Raw genomic sequence first — 16,318 nt, forward strand, 5'->3', positions numbered from 1 at the left:
GGAAACAATGTTCGAGTAGCTAAAGCACTTCATCCTTTAACGAATACCACTGATAAAGGAACTGTTGCCCTACTCTTCGAAATGGTGCAAACATCTCAGATTCCACCACTTCCCTCACGTTGGGGAACGGAAGTTTTGATTCAAATATTGGCAAGTCAAGCTTATGACCTTCACCTGCGATCCACTGGGCAAGGCGCTTGCCTGCTTGAGCGGAGTACATCACACCATTGCCGCCATACCCTAGTGCGTAGAATATGGATTGCTTTGGATTCGGCTGATAGATTCTTGGCATCATGTCGTGGCTAACATCCACCCAACCCCACCATGAATAATCGATTTTGATCTGATCGAGAGAAGGGAATTTCCGGGTTAAATCCGCTCTCAACATATCTTCGTATTTCTTTTCAGGTGCATTCTTGCCACTGATGGCACTGCGTGTACCTATCTGCACTCGGTTATCGGGTAACAAACGGTAGTAATGACGCAGGATTCTGGTATCAGTAATCACCTGGTTGGTTTTGAAGTTACACGCGGCGATTTCGTCTTGAGTTAACGGACGAGTCACCATCGAATTAGAAAGTACGGGTAATAGGCGATTCTTAAGCTCTGAATGCAAACCTTGGCTGGTATACCCGCCGGTACAAACACCGACAGAGCGAGCCTTAACCACACCACCTGGTGTTTTCAGGTAGTGCACACCGTTGCGCGTTTCCCACCCCATAACAGGGCTTGCTGGGTGAACTTTTACGCCGAGTGCTCTCGCCTTTCTTAGATAACCAAACGCCAGTTTCCCTGCATGGATGCCAATACCTTCTGGTTCGTGCATTGCGCCTGCCGCTTCTTGATCACCAACGTAATCACGTTTTACGGTTTCCGCATCTAAGATCTGCGCATCGTAATCGAACGTGTCACGCAGCAACTTGGCTTCTTTCTCGAGTGTTGCCATCACTTTTGGACGGTGAGCAACGTATAAGTGGCCACCCGGCTGCGGGTCACAATCAATGTCTTTGATTAGAGACTTAAACGTGTTCATGCCATCGATGCATTCACGGTGCATTTTTAGCGCGGTTTCGAGTCCCCAGCGTTCAATCCACTGAGAACGCTTCAAACGTCCTGACGCACACTGAGCCTGGCCACCATTCCGGGTACTGCAGCCCCAACTCATACGGTTAGCTTCAATCACAGTCGCTTTAATACCGTACATTTCAGCAAGGTGTATCGCGGTGCTTAAGCCTGTGTAGCCTGAACCGATTATCGCTACATCGACATCCATATCCGATGTAATTGGGCCATCATCTTCAGGTGGCGCGCCTGCGGTATCTACCCAATAAGTCGGGGCGTATTCCTTGCCGTGACCTGGGCTCTTGTCTTTAAGTGGATCGTATTTTGGGTCGTATCTTTCTTTTGCTTGGGTACTTTCTTGTGCTTGGGTGCTTGTCACCTTTGGCGGCACATTGGCTGCCGGTTGTTCCATTACTAAACTCATAATTCGACTCTCCTAGTCATAACACGTGGACTGATTTTGGTTTCGTGTCTAGCTCTTGGGAGTGTTGTTAGGAGTCAAAAGAGGTCGTGTTTTACGGAAGGCATTTTTTACGCTGATTTTTCCATCTTTCAGGGTAAACACATCAACCATACGAGCTTCGATGACGGTGCCATCAGGGTTAGTCGCAGAGAACGTTGATTCGCTTACTGCGCGGTCACCACACACAAAGTGGACAGGGTCACTCCAGGCTGCATCTGGAAAGTTCTGCCAAACCAATTCAAAGCTATTGCGAACGGCTTCGTACCCTTCGATAGTGTTTCCAAGTACGCCTTCTCCTGCCACGGTGTGGAAGACACAGTCTTCGGTCATAAACGACATTAGCGCTTCAATATCATGGTTATTCCATGCATCACTAAAAGACTGTAAAAAGGCGGTGTCGACTTGGTTTTCCAGCACGAATGTCGCTGCATTGGTTTGCATATTCATATTCCAGAATCCTTTATGTTTTCGTTATTGGTTTAAATTTCAGTAGCTTTGCGCCACTTTTTTATTAGAGTGTTTAAACTAGATCTGTGAAATTTAACAACTTGATAACAAGCTTCGCCACTCTAACTTCGAGTTACTTTATAAACAATCTTTAAGCTCACAGATTTCATCTTTTTATAAATTAATTAGTGTTCTAATTTTATTTACACAGTCACTCACTAGATTTATACGAGGTCTAAATAAAATAATTAGAAATATTAGACTTTAGTCGAAGTCAAAATCTTGATGGTACTTTCGGCCATACTGCTCAAGCTGACGATCATGAGTATTAACTTGTAATTCGATATTACCCTCACCTTTATTAATTTCTTGATTACCATCTACATGGGCTTCATTTTTCAAATCAGCCAGTTTCTCTTCAATATATTTTGTCGGTTCATTTAAAACATTCATGGAGGTTAATTCCTTTATCAGGTTTACTTTCGCTGATGGAAGAATATGAACGGACACTAGACCGTTTGAATATTCTTTCTCATCGTACAAAGGCTGAATGGCATCATTGCCACCTTCCTTAAATGGGTGAATGGAATACCACTTATCCTTTCGTTGCTCTTGCTGATCACAATCAGCCACATTGAATATCTGAGTTCTATTCAGGTCACATGGTGAGTTAAAAACACTAACCTTATGATAATCAATGGCTTTAATAATATTGATACAGTCTTTGCTTTGGCTATGACACACAGACCACAACGCATTGACCAGGTTATCTGTCCACTCAAGTAAACGGGTTGGAAACCCCTGTTTCTTGGCTAAACACATCAATAACCAATCGTTTATCTCGTGTGCACTCAACGAATGCCCGCCATAAACTCTCACGGTCGAAAGAAGCTCTTGTTCGACACGGCGAATATTCTTTCGATTTGAGCGACCTAAACTTGGCATCAGGTTATGATTTTCATAATCACATACGTTATAAATCAAACCACGATGCCCACTACACTCTGTAATAAGTGAATCGATTATTTTATACAGCTCTTCGAGTGAGCTTATATAATATTTATTTTCCACAACATGCATACTACGATTCACTTAATTTAAATCCGGTAAATCTAAATATCAACAACCCTATCAATCGATGATAAAAATCAACTAATAATAACGATTGACCAATAGTCAACGAGTGTCGTTATTGTATTTTCTAAAATAATAATAAGTATATATCTTCATAAACAAGTATCAGTATTAGAGCCATTCACTAAGTAGCTATGAGTTAATGGTCGATTAATAATAACGAGTAACAAAGTTTATATAGCTATAACCACTTATTTCCCTAATGAACATTTAATTAGTGTTCTAATGTTTAACTGGAAATTATTGAACTAAGCGTTTACGTTCTTCACCTAAGTACTTGCCAATACCCGTTGGTATTGCCCGACCACATTCTCGATAGCACTTTCTCTAACACTCTCGAGATATCTGCGGCCGGACAAACTTCCTACGACTTATACGTAATCTTTATATTTATCTAAGAAACGAACCGGTGTTGATAGTGCATCTCGGCGGAACGGGTCGCCCAATTCCTGAGTACACATGATTTCAATGATGGTTGTTTTGCCTTCATTCATCTGCATGTCGATGGCTTTTTGCAAAGTTGGACCTACATCTTCTAGCTTATCAACCGTGATACCTTCAGCGCCCATAGCTCGTGCAATCTCTGCAAAGCTTTGGTTTTCAAGTTCACCGGCAACAAAGCGTCGGTTGTAGAAGTCGACTTGGTTCTTCTTCTCTGCACCCCATTGACGGTTGTGGAATACCACGGCTGTCACTGGAATGTTATGACGAACACATGTCATGGTTTCCATCAGGCTCATGCCCCACGCACCGTCGCCTGCATAAGAGATAGCTGGGCGATGAGGTGCTGCTGCTTTCGCGCCAATGATGGTCGGGAACGCGTAACCACAGTTACCAAAACTCATTGCCGCAAAGAAACTACGTGGTTTTTCAAAGCGTAAGTAGCTGTTTGCCACCGAGTTGATGTTACCGATATCGGTTGAGACCATTACGTCTTCTGGCATCGCTTTTTCTAGCTCACGCAATACTTGGCGCGGGTGAAGGTATTCACCACCAGAGAACGGAGTCTCGTGTGAGTTTTCTTCAATCATATCCAAGCTGAACGAGTCACGTTCGTGTGTCCACTCATCAAGCTCTTTTTCCCAAAGTGCTTTCTCTGTTGCGACCGTGTCTTGACGAGCGCCTTTATTGTCATCACACAACAATGCACGGCCTTCCAATCTTTCAGATAGAGCAACCGCAGCTGCTTTCGCATCACCACAGATACCAACTGAAATCTTCTTAACCAGACCTAGCATCTTGTTGTCGGCATCAATCTGAATGATTTTCGCGTTCTTCGGCCAGTAGTCCATACCATGTTGAGGCAAGGTACCGAATGGACCAAGACGTGTACCCAAAGCGATAACCACATCCGCTTGAGCCATCAACTTCATTGCTGCTTTCGAACCTTGGTAGCCTAAAGGACCACACCATAATGGGTGACTAGCAGGGAACGAGTCATTGTGCAGGTAGCTGTTCACAACAGGAGCACCCAGTCTTTCTGCTAATGCCGCACACTCTTGAACGGCATCAGCCATTACCACGCCGCCACCAGAAATGATGACTGGGAATTTCGCGTCAGCAATCAGGTCTGCTGCTTCATTTAGAGATTTTTCACCACCTGGACCACGGTCTAAACGCGCGGGTTTAGGGATCTCGGTTTGAGTTTCACCGTAGAAATAGTCACGTGGAATGTTCAGTTGAGTTGGACCCATTTCACTAATCGCACGGTCGAAGCATCGACCTGTGTATTCCGCCATACGATCTGGGTGCGTTACGTGTCCTTGATACTTAGTAAACTCTTGGAACATTGGAAGCTGGTTACATTCTTGGAAACCACCTAAGCCCATTGTTTTAGTGCCTGTCTCTGGCGTCACAATGACGACCGGGCTATGTGCCCAGAACGCAGCTGCAATTGCTGTTACACAGTTACTGATACCTGGGCCATTCTGCCCGATAACCACACCGTGGCGACCAGATACACGAGAGTAACCATCTGCCATGTGGGCAGCGCCTTGCTCGTGTACTACTGGGACCAATCGAATGCCAGCAGGAGCAAAGATATCCATTGCGTCCATAAATGCTGACCCCATGATGCCGAACATGTCGGTAACATCATTAGCAACCATAGTTTCAACGAACGCTTCTGATGGTGTCATTGTTACTGTGCCGGAAACAACCGTACGTTTTTCTTGCTCGCTCATTCTTCCATTCTCCTTGAGTTGATCAAAATTTCATTTTTCGGAATGAATTGTCTCTTTTTCGAATTCAATTTCACCTTAGTAGTAGAATTTTTGCGCGTCAACTTTTTATATTAAATTGGAACAATTCATTCCAATTAATAAAACTAGATCACATTATTGGTAGTTTTTCGTACAAAAAGTGCCGTTAACTTAGGTTGAGCTGTTAATAATCGACGACATAGCGCAATAGCTGCGACAAGTAATGGGTTATATAGAGGGAAGAATGATGAAAGAGTCGGAATTGATACCAACGCGACAAGTAAGTGTAAGAGAGTGCTTTGGCATCGACAGCAACCTAACGGTGATGGCGTTTGAACATGCGGGAGAGTATGTGCCAAAAATCGATCCTAACTACTGTTTTGATCCTGAAGTGACGCTGGCCATATTGGCGGGGTTCACTTCAAATCGTCGCACCTTGATACAAGGTACGCACGGGACGGGCAAGTCTTCTCACATTGAACAAATTGCCGCGAGATTGAACTGGCCATGCTTGAGGATCAACCTAGATGGGCACTTAAGCCGATTGGATTTCATTGGCAAAGATAGCATCGTCATTAAAGATGGAATGCAAGTGACAGAGTTTAAGGAAGGCATTCTTCCACAAAGTATCCAGCAACCCATCGCATTGGTATTGGACGAATACGACGCGGGTCGACCTGATGTGATGTTTGTGATTCAGCAACTCTTAGAGCAAGACGGCAAATACACTTCTCTCGAGCAAAACCGCGTGATCACTCCCCACCCTTCTTTCCGCCTGTTTGCTACGTGCAACACGCTTGGCTTGGGTAATTTTTCAGGTTTGTATTCGGGTACTCAAGTGCTTAACCACAGTCAGTTAGATAGATGGAACATCATCGCTACGCTCAACTATTTAGACCCACAACATGAAACCAAGATCGTGTTATCTAAGCTTCCAGAGCTGAATAATGAAAGTGGCCGACAACTGGTCGAGAAAATGATCGCTACCGCAGGATTAACGCGTAACGGGTTTCGGGCTGGCGACCTTTCGACTGTGATGTCTCCGCGAACGGTGCTCACTTGGGCTGAAAACATCCAAATATTCGACGATGTAGCGACCGCATTTAGGCTTTCATTTTTAAATCGCTGTGAAGACGAAGAAAAAGAACTGGTTAGCGAATACTATTTCCGTTGCTTTGGTGAAGCCTTGGAAACGCATACTCAAAACTATTCGCACTCGGAGTCGTAAACCATGGCCAATGTTTCTTCCCAGCAGAAAAAGATCCTCGATATTGGTGTGTCTGTCGCCAGAGCAATCAGTGGTGAACTCAATCTGAACTATCGGGGAGAACGTCTCTATAAAGGCAATAAGCCCTGTTATTACCAGTCAGCACATACTAACGATCTCACCTTTGTGTCTCGCCACGAGCTAAAAAGCAGCAAGCTATCGATGCAAGGTAAGATCGATTCATCGGCACTGCGACTATTGCTTTCAGACGCTGACCTCCATTATTCATTGCGCCCTCAAAACGAAATAGAACGTCTGCTTTACGACTTCTGCGAACAGGTTCGAGTTGAATCTCAAGTTCCGCCTTATCTAAAAGGCGTGACCACCAGCATCCAATTCAACTTTGCGTATTGGAGCGACCAATATCATCAAAATGGCTTTACCGAATCACGAATAGGCATGTTGCTGTTTACACTGATGCAGGTCATCCACACCCGTTTAACCGGTGTTCCCGTTTCTGAGCCTATCGCTGAAACCATTGAATCGACTCGCGCCGGCATCGTGCCTACTTTTGGGCACAGCCTGAAGCACTTAAAGCAACATAGAACCGACCAAGAGTCATTTGCACACAGCGCCAATGAGCTTGCAGCGCTTGCACAAGAGTTAATAACCCAGGAACAAGAAAGTGATAACTCGCCCACGCCAACGGTTGAAGAAGACATCAAGATCCTTGCGCAGCTTGCCTTGATTGTTGATGGAGACATTCAAGATGAAGACGTCGATACCGACATCACAGGCAGTAGCAAGGTATTCGAGCTGTCGGGTGCAAATTATCAGGTCTTTAATTCAGAATTGGATCAAGTCATCGCGGCAGACAAACTCGTCAGGCGCGCCCTATTACTCGAACTGAGACAAAAGCTCACCGATGACATCATGGCGAGACAAGTCAACACTCGCCGTTTAGCCGCGATGCTCACTCGCTTTGTTGCCACTCCACAAACGAACCGACGTCAGGACCATTTAGAAGAAGGCATTGTTAACGCCACCACCATAACCAAGCTCATCACTTCGCCATTGGATCGCACTGTCTTTTATCAACCTGATATCGGTGCATCTCATCAATGTGCTATCACGTTTTTGATGGATTGTTCAGGTTCAATGCAAAAGCACAGTCACAAACTAAGTCTGCTGATGGACACCATTCTCAAATCCGTAGGATTGGCTGATATCCCATTTGAGATCATTGGCTTCACTACCAACAACTGGAACGGTGGTAAGGTCTATCGACAGTGGCTTAAACAAGGCCAACCAAAGCACCCAGGCCGCTTGAACGAAGTTCGGCACATCGTGTTTAAGGATTTTGATACGCATTGGAGACGATCTCGCCTTGGTATTGCGAGTCTTCGTAAAGCAGACGTCTTTAAAGAAGGGATTGATGGCGAAGCGGTACAGTTCGCGAGCCAGCGGTTGCAACAGCACGCTGCTCAACGAAAGGTTTTGATCGTGTTCTCAGACGGCTGCCCAATGGATACCGCCACCAGCACTGCCAACGATCAGTTCTATTTGGATAACCACCTCAAACAAGTGATTGAACGTGAGTCGACCAAAAACGGAATTGAGATTCATGGCGTGGGGATGGGAGTGGATTTGAGCCCATATTACCGCAACAACATTACCTTGGACGTACAAGAGAGCTGCTTGTTCGGGTTATCTAGGAACATCTTTGAGATGCTAAAGCGCTGACGTGTCATTGAGGAGGGTGTCATCAAGCATTAAACGAGAATCAAGCCCTCCTCCTTCAAAGGTAATTTTGATAAAGAAAACGTTCTAAGCCAAAAACAACGACCATACAGAGACCGCCATCAAGTACCCACCAATCAACATCAACACAATAAACACTAACTTTCTGAGTTGATCATTAGACAACGGCGGTGGGAAACGTCGAGCAAACATCGTGACAAGCGCTACCAAGGGAACAGCAATAGCAGATAACCACAGTATCCTCTGTTCCATGTCGCCTGCAGCGTAGACATTGACAGTACGCGACATCGACGTACAAGCGAAAACCATCAGCAGTGTGCTTCGCACCAGATCGAGCGTAAAAGGCTGCCGATAAAGATGATAAACAATCGGTGGACCTGCCATCCCAAACAACCCACCCGCTAACCCAGAGCTAAAGCCTGAGACAAGGAAAGATACGGTTGCCGAGCGATCCTTTCTGGTTTTAGGTTTGAACATAAAACTCAAACCTGCGAATAGCACCATCGCACCTAATAGTCCTCGAAGAATATGCGTTGCCGAATCGCTTAACTCGTCCAGCAAGTACACCCCCATCGAAACGCCGGGAATAATACCGATGACCAACACCACCAGAATCTTGAGTTCCCCAAGCAGTGGCTTACCCATCAATGCGACCAAGCAATTGAACAAGGTCACAATACTGACCACAGCGGCTATAACGGGTAAGGAAACCAGATTGAGGCTAACCGTTAAACCAATCACGATGATACCGAGGCCAAATCCAGTGACAGTTTGAAAATAGGTACCTACCGCAATAGTGGTAAGAATGGCGAGTAAAACAGGTAACTCCATTAGCTATCCTAATTAGGTTGTTTGGGGGTTGATTTAAATGTGAGTATCAGCTTCAGGAGCTAGATTTTAGTATCTAAAATCAAATGTCGATTCATCTCTTTTTTCAGAATCAGCCGCCACGTCAGTCTTTGAATTTGCTGTTTTTCCTTGCTGCGCTTGTACCGCGGTCACCGCGATCACATTAAAGATGTCTTGTGCGTTACACCCTCTTGATAAGTCATTCGCAGGTTGATTCAACCCTTGTAACAGTGGACCAATCGCAACTGCCCCGCCTAATCTTTCCGCAAGCTTATAACCAATATTACCGGCTTCTAAATTGGGGAATATCAACACGTTCGATTGACCTTTCACCTCTGAATCTGGCAGCTTCTTCGCGGCAATCTCAGTGACAATCGCGGCATCGAGTTGAACATCCTGATCGACGGCGATTCCGGGACAACGCTGTTTCACGAGTTGAGCCGCGTTACGAACCTTATCGACCGATTCGTGCTTGGCACTGCCGTTGGTCGAAAACGACAGCATTGCGACTTTAGGTTCTTCCATCAGTAGCGTTTGAGCGCTGTTTGATGCGGCCACTGCAATCGATGCTAGCTCGGTTTCATTGGGGTTAATCACCAAACCACAGTCACTGAAAATCATGCCGCCTTTAAGATTATGGAAAGGCTCACACAACATCATCAGAAAGAAACTGGACACCAATTCACTGTCTGGCGCAGGGCCGATAATCTGAAGCGCAGCTCGCACCACATCAGACGTGGTATAAACCGCACCATTAACGGTGCCATCCACCAGCCCTTCTCTGACCATCAAATTGGCAAAAACGAGTGGGTCTAGAACCAGCTCTATCGCATCATCGTAAGTCATACCTTTCGCTTTTCTTAATGTATACAACCGCTCAGCGAGGACTTCTTTGAGTGATGACGCCTGTGGGGAAATAATATGAATGCCCACAAGATCAATGTGATGCACTTCTGCAGCAGCGATGATCGCTGGTTCATCCCCGACTAGGGTGATGTAAGCGAGCTGTTTGTCTATCGCCATTCTTGCGGCTGCTAGCACTCGCGGGTCCTCAGCTTCACTCAAAACCACTCGCTTACGATCTAAGTGAGCCTTGTCAATAATCCGTTCAATCGCCTTCATCTTAAATTCCATTTATTGAGATTAATTGTTCCATAATTTATATTTATATTATTGAAATAATAAAAAAGGTCAAATTTTATTCAGATAATTGAAGAATAATGATTTGGTATGTACACTCTTAAGCATAGACATATCGCAAGGATGGATCATTATATGCAAACAGAAACACCACCAGTTCAAGGGGATACACCGACTCTCCGACTTTTTGCACTATTAGAGGTGATAGCGCAAAAAGACGAGTTTATTTCTCTTCAAGGATTAGTCGAAGAAACTGGACTGCCAAAACCTACGCTGCACCGAATGCTTCAGCAGTTAGAAGCGGCAGGCATTATTCAAAGAGACGGCGATGAGAAGCACTACAGCTCAGGTATTCGACTCAGAAAACTTGCCGAAAACCTATTGTTGAATAGCACCATGCACAGTGCCCGACGCACTATTCTTGAAAACCTGAGAGCAGAAGTTGGTGAAAGCTGTAACCTAACGGCGCTATCAAGTGGCGAGATCATCTATCTTGATCGCGCAGAAACTGAAGCACCCCTTCGTTTTCATCTACACCCAGGCTCTCGCGTCCCAGTACATTGCTCAGCAAGCGGAAAACTGTTTTTGGCGCACATGTCTAAGTCACAGCGCAGACGATTAATTGAAAATGTGCCACTGACTCAATACACAGTGAACACCATTACAGACTATTCGATGTTAGAGAAAGACATCGAAGAAGCTAAAATCCAAGGCTTTGCGATTGATGACGAAGAGTTTTTGCCGGGCTTAGTCTGTATCGCCGTGCTGATACCCTCACCAACAGGTCAATCAAACCTCGGCCTAGCGATACAAGCGCCTGTAATTCGAGTGAAACCGGACGAAGCAATAAAATTCTTGCCCGCACTTCAAAAAGCAGCAAAAGCATTAGCGAAGATAGAAGCAGACAACTGGGCGCAAGAGTAACCTTGGCAGGCTAAAGCGAATCATCAGCACTGCATAGACATCAACTCAATAACATCAGCAACACGTCTAAAGTAATCACGACAAAGGAATCACGATGCTAAACATTGATAACCAGCGCTTACTCTCTTTTATGGTGACAGAAGCGAACAACGCGGTTGCCGTGACCAATCCAGCAACGGGTGAACTCATCGGGCACGCACCGGTATCATCAAAAACAGAGTTAGCGAGCGCGATTGAACGAGCTCATGTAGCACAGAAAGAGTGGGCAAAAATTCCTGCTAAATCTCGTGCTGCACTGCTTCATCGCTGGCACCAGCTGATCCTTGAAAACAAAGATGACCTTGCTCGAATCATGACAATGGAACAGGGTAAGCCGTTAGCCGAAGCGACAGGCGAAGTGGTGTATGGCGCGAGCTTCATTGAGTGGTTTGCAGAAGAAGCGAAGCGCACTTATGGTGATTCCATTCCTAGCACAGTCGCAGGCAAACGTTTGGTGACCATCAAGCAACCGATCGGAGTGGCGTGCGCGATTACGCCATGGAACTTCCCTATTGCAATGATCACTCGTAAAGCGGCTCCTGCCTTAGCTGCGGGTTGTAGCTTTGTCGTGAAACCTTCGGATGAGACACCGCTTTCCGCGTTTGCTGTGGTTGAACTGGCTTATCAAGCGGGTATCCCTAAAGATCTACTTCAAGTGGTGCTTGGTGAAAGCCCTGAACAAGTGGGCAACCTATTCACTTCGCATCCGCTTATCAAAAAAATCTCTTTCACTGGCTCTACTCGAGTGGGCAGTATCTTGATGGCTCAAGCGGCAAAAGGCATCAAACGCACCTCTATGGAGCTTGGTGGCAATGCACCTTTTATTGTGTTTGACGATGCTGACATCGACGCGGCCGTTCAAGGCGCAATGGCGTCGAAGTTCCGTAATGCAGGTCAAACATGTGTCTGTGCGAACCGATTCTACGTTCACAGTAAAGTGTACGATGAGTTTGTGGCTAAATTCGATCAAGCGGTTCAGCAGCTTAAGATTGGTAACGGTTTAGATGAGGGTGTCACGATTGGACCTGTTGTCAGCCTGAATGCGAAGAACAACATCCAAGCTTTGATAAACCGAGCGATTGAACAAGGTGCTGCGCCTGTCACGCCAACTCAGGAGCTTAATGGGCTTTTCATTCAGCCTGTTGTTCTTAAAGATGTAAAACACAGCATGGACATCGTTCAACAAGAGATCTTTGGCCCAGTCGCGCCTGTGATGAAATTCGACACGGACGAAGAGCTTATCGAGATGGCCAACGATACCATTTATGGATTAGCGTCGTACTTCTACAGTCAGAACATTCATCGAGTATGGAACATCGCAGAGGCACTTGAGTACGGTATGGTGGGTATTAATGATGGCCTGATCTCAACCGAAGTCGCGCCTTTCGGTGGCGTGAAACAATCAGGTATTGGCCGTGAAGGTGCGAAAGAAGGCATCGATGAGTACATGGACATTAAGTATCTTTGCTTTGGCGGAAAATAAGGTTGGTAGTAACTAAGTTCTGGCAGTGATTAGGGCTCGGAAATAATTAAGTCTTAGTGATCACTAACCTGACCCACTTTCCACCTTTCCCTTCACAAAAATGAATCAAAAAAAAGCCGCGCTATAAAAGCGCGGCACCTTGGGCTCGGTTAAAGGGGGTTTCTTTTTTTTAGTATTTTACATTCTCTGTTTTTGTTATTGGGTTGCTTCTCTATCCCTGCGCTTTCAGCTTTAGACGCATAGCATGCAGCACTGGCTCGGTGTAACCGCTCGGCTGAGCACACCCTTCGAATACCAACTGGCACGCCGCTGAAAATGCAATGCTGTTTTCAAAATTAGGCGCCATATTCTGGTAGCTTGGATCCCCAGCGTTTTGATCATCAACAACAGCAGCCATGCGCTTCATTGTTTTCATAACTTGGTCTTCATCGCAAATGCCATGGCGTAACCAGTTTGCAATGTGCTGGCTTGAAATACGCAGCGTCGCTCGGTCTTCCATCAAGCCGACATCGTTAATATCAGGTACCTTCGAACAACCAACGCCTTGATCAATCCAACGAACCACGTACCCCAGAATACCTTGTGTGTTGTTATCCAGTTCACTTTGAATATCTTGCGCAGTCAGCTTTTGGTTGCCCAGTAGCGGGATAGTAAGAATATCATCAACATTGGCTCTCACTCGCTCACGAAGCTCTTTCTGACGGCTTAGTACACTCACCTTGTGATAGTGCAGCGCGTGCAAAGTCGCGGCGGTTGGAGAAGGAACCCAAGCAGTATTAGCACCCGCTTGTGGATGTCCGATTTTCGCATCCATCATCTTCGCCATGTTGTCTGGCTCTGGCCACATACCTTTACCAATCTGGGCTTTACCTTGCAGGCCACAAGCTAAGCCAAGATCAACGTTTTGATCTTCGTATGCGCCAATCCAAGTCATGGTTTTCAGCTGTGTTTTAGGAGCGAATGGTCCCGCTTCCATACTGGTGTGAATCTCATCACCCGTTCGGTCTAAGAAACCTGTGTTGATGAACACAACACGATCTTTAGCCGCTCGAATACATTCTTTAAGGTTAACCGAAGTACGACGCTCTTCGTCCATGATGCCAACTTTGATCGTGAATCGATCTAGCCCTAATGCATCTTCAATGCGACCAAACAGCTCATTGGTGAACGCGACTTCTTCAGGACCATGCATCTTAGGTTTTACAATATTGATGCTGTTCGCGGTCGAGTTTTGGTAAGCACTGTTGCCTTTTAAATCATGCATCGCGATTAGCGAAGTGATCATGCCATCCATAATGCCTTCAGGCACTTCATTGCCTTCGGCATCAATAATCGCAGGGTTGGTCATCAGGTGGCCAACATTACGGATGAACAACATGCTGCGGCCTTTTAGTGAAATCTCACCACCCGTCACGCTGGTGTATTGGCGATCTGGGTTAAGGTTACGAACAATGGTTTTGCCGTTTTTCTCTAGTGATTCTTGTAGATCACCTTTCATCAAGCCTAACCAGTTACGGTAAGCCAATGCTTTGTCTTCACCATCAACTGCAGCAACCGAGTCTTCGCAATCCATAATGGTTGTTAGAGCGGCTTCGACTAATACATCTTTAATTCCCGCCACATCGACGCTACCAATCGGTGCGCTCGGGTCAATTTGAATTTCGATGTGCAGATTATTGTGTTTAAGAAGAATGCACGAAGGGGAACTTGCGTCACCTTGATAGCCAATGAACTGGTCGCTATCAATGAGAGTGACTTCTTCGCCGTTATCGAGTGTCGCTATTAATTTATTGCCGATGCTAGCGTTACTGATGCTGTATTTGGTGACGTCTTTATGGGAGACGCCGTTTAATGGCGCTGCGTCATCAAGGAACTCGCGAGCATAAGTCACTACTTTAGCGCCACGGGCTGGGTTAAAGCTTCCGCCCTTTTCCGCGCCATCACTTTCACTGATCACGTCCGTTCCGTAGAGCGCATCATATAGGCTGCCCCAACGCGCATTGGCTGCGTTAAGTGCAAAACGTGCGTTCATGATTGGCACCACAAGCTGCGGCCCTGCTTGTGTTGCGATCTCAGGCTCTACGCTCGCTGTCGTCACTTGAAAGTCATCGCCTTCAGGAACCAAATAACCGATCTGCTGTAAGAACTGTTTGTACTCCACAGCATCTAGCGTTTGCCCAGCACGCTCTTGGTGCCAAACGTCAATTTGATGTTGAAGATCTTCACGCTTGATAAGCAATGCGCGATTTTTTGGAGCCAAATCTTCAAGGATGGTTGCAAATGATTGCCAAAAGTCTTCAGCGACAATGCCTGTTCCAGGAATCACCTGCTCATTAATTAATTGGTAGAGGGTGCTATCAATGTTCAAGCTTCCCTGTTGAATACGACTGCTCATAAAATCTCTCTCAAACTAATTTATGGCTACTCAATAAATTTTCGTGACTAGCTCAAATTTACTTTACTGACTTAAACTTACTTAACGGACATGAATTTAGCTAATTTATGCCGGTTATATTGGATATTCATATAAAAAATACCCTGAAAACTGTGTTATTCCGTTACTCCACTCTCGATTTCGTTAGCGACACTTTTAATCAAACGACGCATCCACTGGTGGTCTGGATTGGTTTGTAACAATGGACTCCACGCCATCTTCACCTCAAAGGGTTCAATCGCAAATGGCGCTGGTTTGATTAACAATCTAGGGTTATTGCGCTGCAGTTGAGCGGCTTTGGTAGGAATAGTCAGGATCAGGTTCTTCTGTTGTGCGAAGAGAATCGCCGACAAGTAGTGTCGCGTAAACACCGTGATGTTACGGGTTTTACCAATGCGCATTAGTGCTTCATCTATCCAACCAAGCTTTTGTGCTTCGCTTGGGTTTATCCCGACTCCCGTTCCCATACCAGTCTTACTTACCCAAATATGTTGCGCCTTTAAATAAGACAAAATATCGAAATTGTCGGCTATCGGGTTGTCACAACTAAAGAGGCAAGAAAACCCGTCGTGCCAAAGGCTCATCTGGTGAAACGACTGAGGAATATCGTCAAATCGGTTGATAATTATATCAACGGTACCTTGCTCTACATCCTGATAGCTCACATCACTTGGCGTCATTATATCCAGTCGTATTTTCGGTGCTATCTCGCTCAGTTTTTTCAATAGCGGCTGAATAATGGTCGACTCTGCATAGTCACTCGCCATGATACGAAACACGCGTTCACTGTCTTCTGCATTAAACTCTGTGGTCGGCTGCAGTGTCTTCTCTACATTCGCCAAGATGTTTCGAATCAGTGGCTGCAACTTGTGCGCGCGTTCGGTCGGTATCATCCCTTCACTTGTTCTCACTAATAGCGGGTCTTCAAACAGATCACGCAATCGGCGAAGGCCATTACTCATGGCTGGTTGAGTAATACCCAATTGATTTGCTGCTCGTGTAACGTTTCTTTCACGTAGCAACATGTCTAAATACACAAGCAAATTAAGGTCTATACGAGCAATATTCATAAGAAAAATACCGAATATAATAACTATAAATTAACAAAATTATCACATGAGTGGTTATTCTTTGTCCATAGCAAAGTTTTAATCCAAGCCAATTTGGCAACCAT

The 16,318-nt window shown here is 45.5% G+C and carries 12 protein-coding genes; 4 read left to right on the plus strand and 8 right to left on the minus strand.

The window, feature by feature from the left end:
- Window positions 1-19: 19 nt before the first annotated feature.
- From AB4133_RS15160 to xsc, 4 genes are all read right to left on the minus strand, one after another.
- A complete protein-coding gene (locus AB4133_RS15160; protein ID WP_108223883.1) occupies window positions 20-1,486 on the minus strand; it encodes an FAD-binding oxidoreductase in 1,467 nt (488 codons plus the stop codon).
- A 48-nt stretch (window positions 1,487-1,534) separates the two neighbouring features.
- The gene (locus AB4133_RS15165; protein ID WP_102481782.1) at window positions 1,535-1,972 is read right to left on the minus strand and encodes a nuclear transport factor 2 family protein; all 438 of its coding nucleotides are present in this window, start codon (window positions 1,970-1,972) and stop codon (window positions 1,535-1,537) included.
- A 264-nt stretch (window positions 1,973-2,236) separates the two neighbouring features.
- Window positions 2,237-3,052 (minus strand): FRG domain-containing protein, encoded by an 816-nt coding sequence (locus AB4133_RS15170; RefSeq protein WP_108223884.1) that lies wholly within the window; start codon window positions 3,050-3,052, stop codon window positions 2,237-2,239.
- A gap of 425 nt (window positions 3,053-3,477) precedes the next feature.
- Window positions 3,478-5,289: a sulfoacetaldehyde acetyltransferase gene (gene xsc, locus AB4133_RS15175; RefSeq protein ID WP_372224931.1), complete on the minus strand. Its 1,812-nt coding sequence runs from the start codon at window positions 5,287-5,289 to the stop codon at window positions 3,478-3,480.
- Window positions 5,290-5,551: 262 nt separating this feature from the next.
- Between xsc and AB4133_RS15180 the strand changes: the two genes are divergently transcribed.
- Window positions 5,552-6,535 (plus strand): AAA family ATPase, encoded by a 984-nt coding sequence (locus AB4133_RS15180; RefSeq protein WP_372224933.1) that lies wholly within the window; start codon window positions 5,552-5,554, stop codon window positions 6,533-6,535.
- Window positions 6,536-6,538: 3 nt separating this feature from the next.
- Window positions 6,539-8,257, plus strand: a complete 1,719-nt coding sequence (locus AB4133_RS15185) for a cobaltochelatase CobT-related protein (protein ID WP_108203000.1) — start codon at window positions 6,539-6,541, stop codon at window positions 8,255-8,257.
- Between the two features lie 84 nt (window positions 8,258-8,341).
- Here AB4133_RS15185 and AB4133_RS15190 read toward each other — a convergent pair whose 3' ends face one another.
- Both AB4133_RS15190 and pta read right to left on the minus strand, forming a co-directional pair.
- Window positions 8,342-9,106 carry a sulfite exporter TauE/SafE family protein gene (locus AB4133_RS15190; RefSeq protein WP_108202999.1) on the minus strand — a complete coding sequence of 255 codons (765 nt, stop codon included), beginning with the start codon at window positions 9,104-9,106 and terminating at the stop codon, window positions 8,342-8,344.
- Between the two features lie 66 nt (window positions 9,107-9,172).
- Window positions 9,173-10,246 (minus strand): phosphate acetyltransferase, encoded by a 1,074-nt coding sequence (pta, locus tag AB4133_RS15195; protein ID WP_108202998.1) that lies wholly within the window; start codon window positions 10,244-10,246, stop codon window positions 9,173-9,175.
- Window positions 10,247-10,399: 153 nt separating this feature from the next.
- On the opposite strand from pta, the gene AB4133_RS15200 reads away from it, so the two are divergent.
- Both AB4133_RS15200 and AB4133_RS15205 read left to right on the plus strand, forming a co-directional pair.
- Window positions 10,400-11,188 (plus strand): IclR family transcriptional regulator, encoded by a 789-nt coding sequence (locus AB4133_RS15200; RefSeq protein WP_372224936.1) that lies wholly within the window; start codon window positions 10,400-10,402, stop codon window positions 11,186-11,188.
- A gap of 94 nt (window positions 11,189-11,282) precedes the next feature.
- Window positions 11,283-12,710, plus strand: a complete 1,428-nt coding sequence (locus AB4133_RS15205) for an NAD-dependent succinate-semialdehyde dehydrogenase (protein WP_372224938.1) — start codon at window positions 11,283-11,285, stop codon at window positions 12,708-12,710.
- A 211-nt stretch (window positions 12,711-12,921) separates the two neighbouring features.
- Here the strand turns inward: AB4133_RS15205 and AB4133_RS15210 are convergent, their stop codons facing one another.
- Both AB4133_RS15210 and AB4133_RS15215 read right to left on the minus strand, forming a co-directional pair.
- Window positions 12,922-15,105: a malate synthase G gene (locus tag AB4133_RS15210; RefSeq protein ID WP_372224940.1), complete on the minus strand. Its 2,184-nt coding sequence runs from the start codon at window positions 15,103-15,105 to the stop codon at window positions 12,922-12,924.
- Window positions 15,106-15,260: 155 nt separating this feature from the next.
- Window positions 15,261-16,214, minus strand: a complete 954-nt coding sequence (locus AB4133_RS15215) for a LysR family transcriptional regulator (protein ID WP_009845781.1) — start codon at window positions 16,212-16,214, stop codon at window positions 15,261-15,263.
- Window positions 16,215-16,318: the final 104 nt, after the last annotated feature.

The organism is Vibrio sp. 10N.286.52.F8 (genome assembly GCF_041468745.1).
GTDB classification, from domain to species: Bacteria; Pseudomonadota; Gammaproteobacteria; order Enterobacterales; family Vibrionaceae; genus Vibrio; species Vibrio crassostreae_C.

Excerpts from the sequence above, each read along its gene's own strand:
- AB4133_RS15160 (WP_108223883.1), bottom strand. The coding sequence starts at position 1,486 with ATGAGTTTAGTAATGGAACAACCGGCAGCCAATGTGCCGCCAAAGGTG.
- AB4133_RS15165 (WP_102481782.1), bottom strand. The coding sequence starts at position 1,972 with ATGAATATGCAAACCAATGCAGCGACATTCGTGCTGGAAAACCAAGTC.
- AB4133_RS15170 (WP_108223884.1), bottom strand. The coding sequence starts at position 3,052 with ATGCATGTTGTGGAAAATAAATATTATATAAGCTCACTCGAAGAGCTG.
- xsc (WP_372224931.1), bottom strand. The coding sequence starts at position 5,289 with ATGAGCGAGCAAGAAAAACGTACGGTTGTTTCCGGCACAGTAACAATG.
- AB4133_RS15180 (WP_372224933.1), top strand. The coding sequence starts at position 5,552 with ATGATGAAAGAGTCGGAATTGATACCAACGCGACAAGTAAGTGTAAGA.
- AB4133_RS15185 (WP_108203000.1), top strand. The coding sequence starts at position 6,539 with ATGGCCAATGTTTCTTCCCAGCAGAAAAAGATCCTCGATATTGGTGTG.
- AB4133_RS15190 (WP_108202999.1), bottom strand. The coding sequence starts at position 9,106 with ATGGAGTTACCTGTTTTACTCGCCATTCTTACCACTATTGCGGTAGGT.
- pta (WP_108202998.1), bottom strand. The coding sequence starts at position 10,246 with ATGAAGGCGATTGAACGGATTATTGACAAGGCTCACTTAGATCGTAAG.
- AB4133_RS15200 (WP_372224936.1), top strand. The coding sequence starts at position 10,400 with ATGCAAACAGAAACACCACCAGTTCAAGGGGATACACCGACTCTCCGA.
- AB4133_RS15205 (WP_372224938.1), top strand. The coding sequence starts at position 11,283 with ATGCTAAACATTGATAACCAGCGCTTACTCTCTTTTATGGTGACAGAA.
- AB4133_RS15210 (WP_372224940.1), bottom strand. The coding sequence starts at position 15,105 with ATGAGCAGTCGTATTCAACAGGGAAGCTTGAACATTGATAGCACCCTC.
- AB4133_RS15215 (WP_009845781.1), bottom strand. The coding sequence starts at position 16,214 with ATGAATATTGCTCGTATAGACCTTAATTTGCTTGTGTATTTAGACATG.